Origin of the sequence: Loktanella sp. DJP18 (assembly GCF_049310965.1) — a bacterium.
Lineage (GTDB): Bacteria > Pseudomonadota > Alphaproteobacteria > Rhodobacterales > Rhodobacteraceae > Loktanella.
In genome coordinates this window covers 1-6262 of record NZ_JBMERN010000168.1, presented here as the reverse complement: position 1 = coordinate 6262, position 6262 = coordinate 1, and the positions used below count along the sequence as shown (strand labels likewise).

The window sequence follows — 6262 nt, the reverse complement described above, 5'->3', positions numbered from 1 at the left end:
GTGGCCACAAACGTGCGTCCGAAGTCGGCTAAAAGTGTAACCTCGGCTTGCAGTCGGCGCATTTCTTCGATTGCATTTTCGTCTGCCAGGTTCAAATCCGTTATTATTCTTTCTGTTGGTAATTGGCCAGGTTGATTTTCGGAAACGGTCCATCGATGAAGGGGCGTCAATCATGTTCGGCTCGTTCTAGCCACTAAAGACAATAGGTGACCGGATACGTTCTCTGCAAGATTGAAGGTCAGCGGCAGGTCAGATGCCATCAGGCTTGACGTCTTCCGGCTGACGCGGCGGAGGTCGGAACTCATCCATAGGCGGGTTGGTTGAATTTGCGAAAATCGCAAGGAGACGTCATGTCCACGATCACCACAACAAATCCCGCGACCGGCGAGACGATCAAGACATACCTGCTGATGTCGGAAGCGGAGGCCATAACCAAGGTCGAAGCGGCGCATGCCGCATTCCTGAACTGGCGCACCTTGTCTCACGCCGACCGCGCGCCCTATCTGACGAAGATCGCGCAACGCCTGCGTGACAATGCCGATGACTTGGCCGCGCTCATGACGCAAGAGACCGGCAAGCTGCTGAAGGACGGCAAGCGCGAGGTCGAGATCTGCGCCGCGATCTTCGATTACACCGCAAAGACTGGCCCCGGCGCGCTGGCGGACGAGGAACGCACCCACGGGCCCAGGGGGTCGCGGGGTGTCGTCAGCTATCAGCCGCTGGGCGTGATCTACTCGATCCAGCCGTGGAACTTCCCACTGTATCAGCCGGTGCGCATGCTGGCGGCGAACCTGATGGCCGGCAACGCTTGCGTGCTGAAGCATGCCAGCATCTGCACCGGTTCCGGCCTGCGCCTGCGCAAATTGTGCATCGAGGCGGGCCTGCCCAAAGACCTGTTCCAGGTGATCCTGATTGACCACGACCGCAGCGACAAGTTGATCGCTCACCCGCTCGTGCGCGGTGTCACACTGACGGGGAGCGACGGGGCAGGGCGCCACGTCGGGGCCGTCGCTGCCAAGGCACTGAAGAAAACGGTGCTGGAGCTGGGCTCGAACGACGCTTACCTGGTGCTGGAGGACGCCGACATCGAGACGGCCGTCAAATTCTCTGTCATGGGGCGGCTCTATAATAACGGCGAAACCTGCGTCGCCGCCAAGCGGTTCATCGTGGCGGACAAGGTCTATGGATCTTTCGTTGACGCCTTTGTCGACCAGATGAAGGCGATCCGCATGGGCGATCCGATGGACGAGGACAGCCAGCTTGGGCCGCTGTCGAGCCAAGACCAGTTCGACACCGTTAAAGATCAGGTCGAGAAGAGTATCGCCAAAGGGGCCCGCGCACTGTGCGGCGGAGAGGTGCCCGACATGACGGGTGCCTATTACCCCGCGACGGTCCTCGTGGACGTGGCCCCCGGCCAGCGGGCCTAAGACGACGAGATCTTTGGCCCCGTCGCCGCCGTTATCCGCGCCAAGGACGACGAGGATGCGATGCGCATCGCCAACGACAGCCGCTACGGGCTGGGCGGCGGCATCTTCTGCACGGACGAAGACCGCGCTCTGAAGCTCGCCCGCGACCACTTCGATACTGGCATGATCCGCATCAACTCCTTTGGGGCCGCCGATCCGAACATGCCGTTCGGCGGGGTAAAGGATTCGGGCTACGGGCGCGAACACGGCGGTTTCGGGATGAAGGAATTCGTTAACGTGAAGGCGATCTTCCTGCCATGATCACGCTCCACGCCCTGCGATATACCCGCGCGACCCGCGTGTTGTGGCTCTTGGCCGACCTCGGCCGGTGTGGGATGCTCTACGGCGATCGGCGGCGCAATACGTGCAGGGCGCGCGGATCCCGCCCTTGTTGCTCAACGGACCACCCAGGATCGGGAAGAACACTTGGGCGCGACGGCTTGGCGAACTGATCGGCGTGCCCACCTGGGTCATCGAGGCGACGTTTGAGCCCGCCCGCTTCGCGGTGGCCGGGATGCAGAAAGGCTGGAACAATGAAGCGGTTGGCAAACCGCTTGCGCTGATCCTGCTTGAATGAGCCAGTCCTGAAACGATCAGGCCCCCCCCGGCGGATGCCGCAGCCTGCCATCGCGGCGGCACCCGTCATCGCCTGCGCGAAAGAACAGTCCTAGGCTGGCACGACCAGCTTCTTGGCGTCCTCCGGAGCGTAAAGTGGCAGATGGTTCTGCTCCAGCACCAGCATGTTCTCGACACCGATCACGTCGCTCTTGGTCTTGTAGCCGATCACGTCTTCCACATTCATATCGAGGTGCCGTGCCATCAGCATCGCCTCTTCCGAAGAAAAGTTCGTCAGGCCGCGCGCAACTTCCGTGCCATCTTCGTCATACACGTGCAGGACATCGCCCTTGGTAAAATTGCCCTGGATCGAGATGATATCATGCCGACCGATACCATAGTCACCGCCGGCCACGGCCTCTGCCACGGCGTTCGATACGACCAGCGTGCCCGAGACCTGCAATCTGTTGCTGAGCCAGACCATGAGCGGCGACGCTGTCTTGCCGGTGACAAGGCAACGGGTGAACCGGCGTTCCTTCTGCAGGACCGACGAAATAGGTCGTTCGATGATGCCTTCGGCGATGATCGTCTCGACGCCCGCGTTCTGGGCCATGTTGGCCGCCTGCATCTTGGTCAGCATGCCGCCGCTGCCAAGGGCGCTTATTGCAGTAGTGGAATCGAGATGTTCGCTGACATCGTTGATTTCCGCAATGAACTTGGCCCCCGGTTCAGACGGATCGCGGTCGTACAGGCCGTCGACACTTGTCAGGATGATCAGAAGATCCGCCTCGACCATTTGAGCCACCTTGGCCGAAAGGCGGTCATTGTCGCCCACACGCAGGTCGCGGGTCGCGACCGAGTCGTTCTCGTTGATGATCGGCAGGATGTCGTTTTCGAAAAGCCGCAGCATGGTGTTCTTGATGTTCAGGAACCGGCGCCGTTCTTCCATATCGCCGACTGACACCAGCATCTGCGCGACGTCGATATTGTGTTCCGACGCGATCTGGCGGTAGGCGTTCATCAGTAGGGGTTGACCACACGCGGCCGCCGCCTGCTTGTCCAGAATACCCGCGTCTTCGGGGCGCTTGCCGACCATGTTCAGGCCAAGGGCCACCGAACCTGAGGAGGTCAGGATGATGTCGTAACCGTTCTTTTTCAACTGCGCGAGATCGCTGAGCAGCCCGTTGATGAAGGCATAGCGCAAGGTCAGGTTCTCATCGTTCGCAAGCAGGCTCGATCCGATCTTGACGACGATCTTTTTCTTCCTAGGCATAAGTGCCTCCCGTAAATTGTTGTTCGGAATGGATAAAAGGCTATCGATTTGCGTCGTTCGACGCAGCCCTGTAGCACTGCCCATTCAATGATTCGCCGGCTTGTAACATGGACCTGCCCCCCAAGCGCAAACAGGTCGCCGTCCGGGGGAAGGATCGGCAAGCCCACACCCGCCCGGGAACGGGTGCCGCGTCGTGGGGCTGTGGGACGGTGCAAGGCGGCATCGCCACGACCGGATGACCGATGCGGTCAAAGCGAAAGAAGGAAACGAAGATGAACATACTCTTGATCGGCTGCGGCAAGATGGGTGGTGCGATGTTGCGCCAGTGGACCAGCCACGGCGCACACAGCTTTACGGTCGCTGACCCCGCGGCTAACGACTTGCCCGACGGCGTGACACATGTGTCAAAAGCGACAGATTTGCCATCCGGGGTATTCGACGTCGTCCTGATCGCGATCAAGCCGCAGATGATCGCCGACGTGCTGCCGGACTACGCACACGCGCTCAAGGACGGCGGCACCTTTGTGTCGATCGCGGCGGGGGCCAGCGTCGCGTCGCTTGAAAAGGTCGTGGGGGACGCGGCGATCGTGCGCGTCATGCCGAACATGGCTGCCCTTGTCGGGATGGGCGTGTCGGGGCTTTATGCCAACGACCGATGCACGGCGCAGCAGACGCGCGAGATTGCCGCGCTGATCGACCAGACCGGCACCTGCATCCCGGTTGAAAGCGAAGACCGGATCGATTGCCTGACTGCCGTCAGCGGCAGTGGCCCCGGTTACATCTTCGAGGTGCTGCGCAGCTATGTTGCCGCCGCCGAGGCGCTTGGCTTTGACCATGACACGGCCCGCACGCTGGTCTTCGGTACGGTCAGCGGCACGGTCGAGGCCGCCCGCCAGTCCGACCTGACGTTGGAGGAGCTGCGCAACTCCGTCACCAGCAAGAACGGCACGACCCAGGCGGGTCTGGATGCGTTGATGTGCGACGGCGCGCTGGACGATCTGTTTCACAGGACCCTGCAGGCGGCCTACGTCCGCGCGGGTGAACTTAAGTAAGACGGGGCGGTCTGACTGCCACCGAAAGGAGACACAATGAACGACATGAGCACTGATACGAACCCAAACGTTGCAGCCGTCGTGGCCGACCTTGGCCACCGTGCCAAGGCCGCGGCCCGTGATCTGTCCATGGCCACTACAAAGGCCCGCAATCTTGCGCTGACCGAAGCGGCCAAGGCGCTGCGCGCGCGCGCGGCCGATATTCTGGCCGCGAATGCCAAAGATCTGGACAGCATCAGCGACAGCGGCAAGGACGCGGCCTTCATCGACCGTCTGACGCTGACCGAAGACCGCGTGGCAGCCATGGCCGATGCACTGGACGCGATTGCAGGACAGGACGATCCCTTGGGGCGCACACTTGCGACCTTCGACCGCCCCAACGGGTTGAAGATCAACCGCGTCAGCGTCCCGATCGGCGTGATCGCAATGATCTACGAATCCCGCCCGAACGTGGGATCCGACGCAGGCGCGCTGTGCATCAAGTCGGGCAACGCCGTCATCCTGCGGGGTGGCTCGGAAAGCCTGCAGTCCTCTCGTGTCATCGTGGCCTGTCTGACGCAGGGTCTTGCCGCGGCGGGTCTGCCAGAGGACGCCGTGCAGATGGTCGACACGCGCGACCGCGAGGCAGTCAAGGCGCTGCTGCACAGCACGGACACGGTCGACCTTGTCATTCCGCGCGGGGGCAGGGGCCTCGTGTCGCTGGTCCAGCGCGAGGCGCGGGTGCCGACGCTGCTGCACCTTGACGGCAACAACCACACCTACCTGCATGAAAGCGCCGATATCGAAAAATCCGTCGGTATCGTCCGCAATGCCAAGATGCGCCGTACGGGCATTTGTGGTGCCACGGAATGTGTCGTGATTGATGCAAAGATCGCGGACCAGGTGCTGCCGCGGCTGGCGGCAGCCTTAAAGGATTGCGAACTGCGTGGCGACGCTGCGGCGCGGCGCATCCTGCCAGAGATGACGGCGGCGACAGATGACGACTGGAACACGGAATACCTCAGCAATATCATGTCCGTAAAGATCGTGGATGATGCGGATGCGGCGATTGCCTTTGTGCAACAGCATTCTTCCGGCCATACGGATGCCATCGTCACAGAGGACGCGCAGGTCGCCAAACGTTTCATGGCGGCGATCGACTCAGCGGTCGTGATGCACAACGCCTCCACCCAATTTTCCGATGGCGGCGAATTCGGCATGGGCGCTGAGATCGGGATCGCGACAGGCAAGTTGCACGCTCGCGGACCGGTTGGGGCGGAACAACTGACCAGCTTCAAGTATTTCGTCTTTGGCAACGGGCAGCAACGGGACTGATGTATCGGGCTGGCGCTGCAAGCCTTTGCGTGGGTGGGGGCCGGCCTCTCTTGTGAAGCCCGGCCCTTGCCGATCTGCGTCCGTCCGGGGCCAGCAGAACTCCGACTTCTCCAGATGCTTCGCATCGAGGCAGACGCCACTGCCGTCCCACCATACAATCTTGATCCGGTCTGCCCGATTTGCGCGGAACGCCGAAAGTGGCCCGCTGAGCGGGTCGCTCCCCGCATCCCGGACCAGCGCCAGCAAGCTGTCCGGTCCTTTGCCGAAATAGACAGGGTGGCTGGCCAGAAAGACACTCAGGCCGGACGAGATCATGCTGGGCGCACCGCACGAATGATCAATTCGTGACGCTCGCAACTATAGCCAAGCGGTTTGGGTTTGCGCCGAAGGAAATTCGGGGGCGAATGCGGGCAAAGGGCGTCGTCCGGTTTGCTCCCACTAGTTCCGACAACGGCAACATCTATCCGAGCAAAGATCTGACTTCCATCGGGAGTTGATCCTTTTTGCCACGGTCGCTCGAAAATCGAAAGCAGGTTTGTGGATCAAACCCACCAGACACCTGCCAAAAGCCAACTTTTGTCGAGAAGGTGGTCTTTCAACGT

4 protein-coding genes and 2 pseudogenes are annotated in these 6262 nt (G+C 61.3%); 4 read left to right on the top strand and 2 right to left on the bottom strand.

Annotation, left to right across the window (positions count from 1 at the left end):
* Positions 1 to 350 precede the first annotated feature (350 nt).
* Together ACOI1H_RS22795 and ACOI1H_RS22790 are read left to right on the top strand one after the other, a co-directional pair.
* A pseudogene (locus tag ACOI1H_RS22795) lies at positions 351 to 1727 on the top strand (NAD-dependent succinate-semialdehyde dehydrogenase).
* Positions 1728 to 1830: 103 nt separating this feature from the next.
* The gene (locus tag ACOI1H_RS22790) at positions 1831 to 2043 is read left to right on the top strand and encodes a hypothetical protein (protein WP_422440420.1); all 213 of its coding nucleotides are present in this window, start codon (positions 1831 to 1833) and stop codon (positions 2041 to 2043) included.
* Between the two features lie 90 nt (positions 2044 to 2133).
* Here the strand turns inward: ACOI1H_RS22790 and proB are convergent, their stop codons facing one another.
* Positions 2134 to 3294, bottom strand: coding sequence for a glutamate 5-kinase (gene proB, locus ACOI1H_RS22785; protein ID WP_422440418.1), 1161 nt, complete (start codon positions 3292 to 3294; stop codon positions 2134 to 2136).
* 272 nt (positions 3295 to 3566) lie between these two features.
* On the opposite strand from proB, the gene ACOI1H_RS22780 reads away from it, so the two are divergent.
* Both ACOI1H_RS22780 and ACOI1H_RS22775 read left to right on the top strand, forming a co-directional pair.
* Positions 3567 to 4346 (top strand): pyrroline-5-carboxylate reductase family protein, encoded by a 780-nt coding sequence (locus tag ACOI1H_RS22780; protein WP_422440416.1) that lies wholly within the window; start codon positions 3567 to 3569, stop codon positions 4344 to 4346.
* Positions 4347 to 4382: 36 nt separating this feature from the next.
* On the top strand, positions 4383 to 5660 hold the full coding sequence (locus tag ACOI1H_RS22775; protein ID WP_422440415.1) for a glutamate-5-semialdehyde dehydrogenase: 1278 nt from the start codon (positions 4383 to 4385) through the stop codon (positions 5658 to 5660).
* 87 nt (positions 5661 to 5747) lie between these two features.
* Here ACOI1H_RS22775 and tnpB read toward each other — a convergent pair.
* A pseudogene (tnpB, locus tag ACOI1H_RS22770) lies at positions 5748 to 5975 on the bottom strand (IS66 family insertion sequence element accessory protein TnpB); the annotation flags it as partial.
* Positions 5976 to 6262 lie beyond the last annotated feature (287 nt).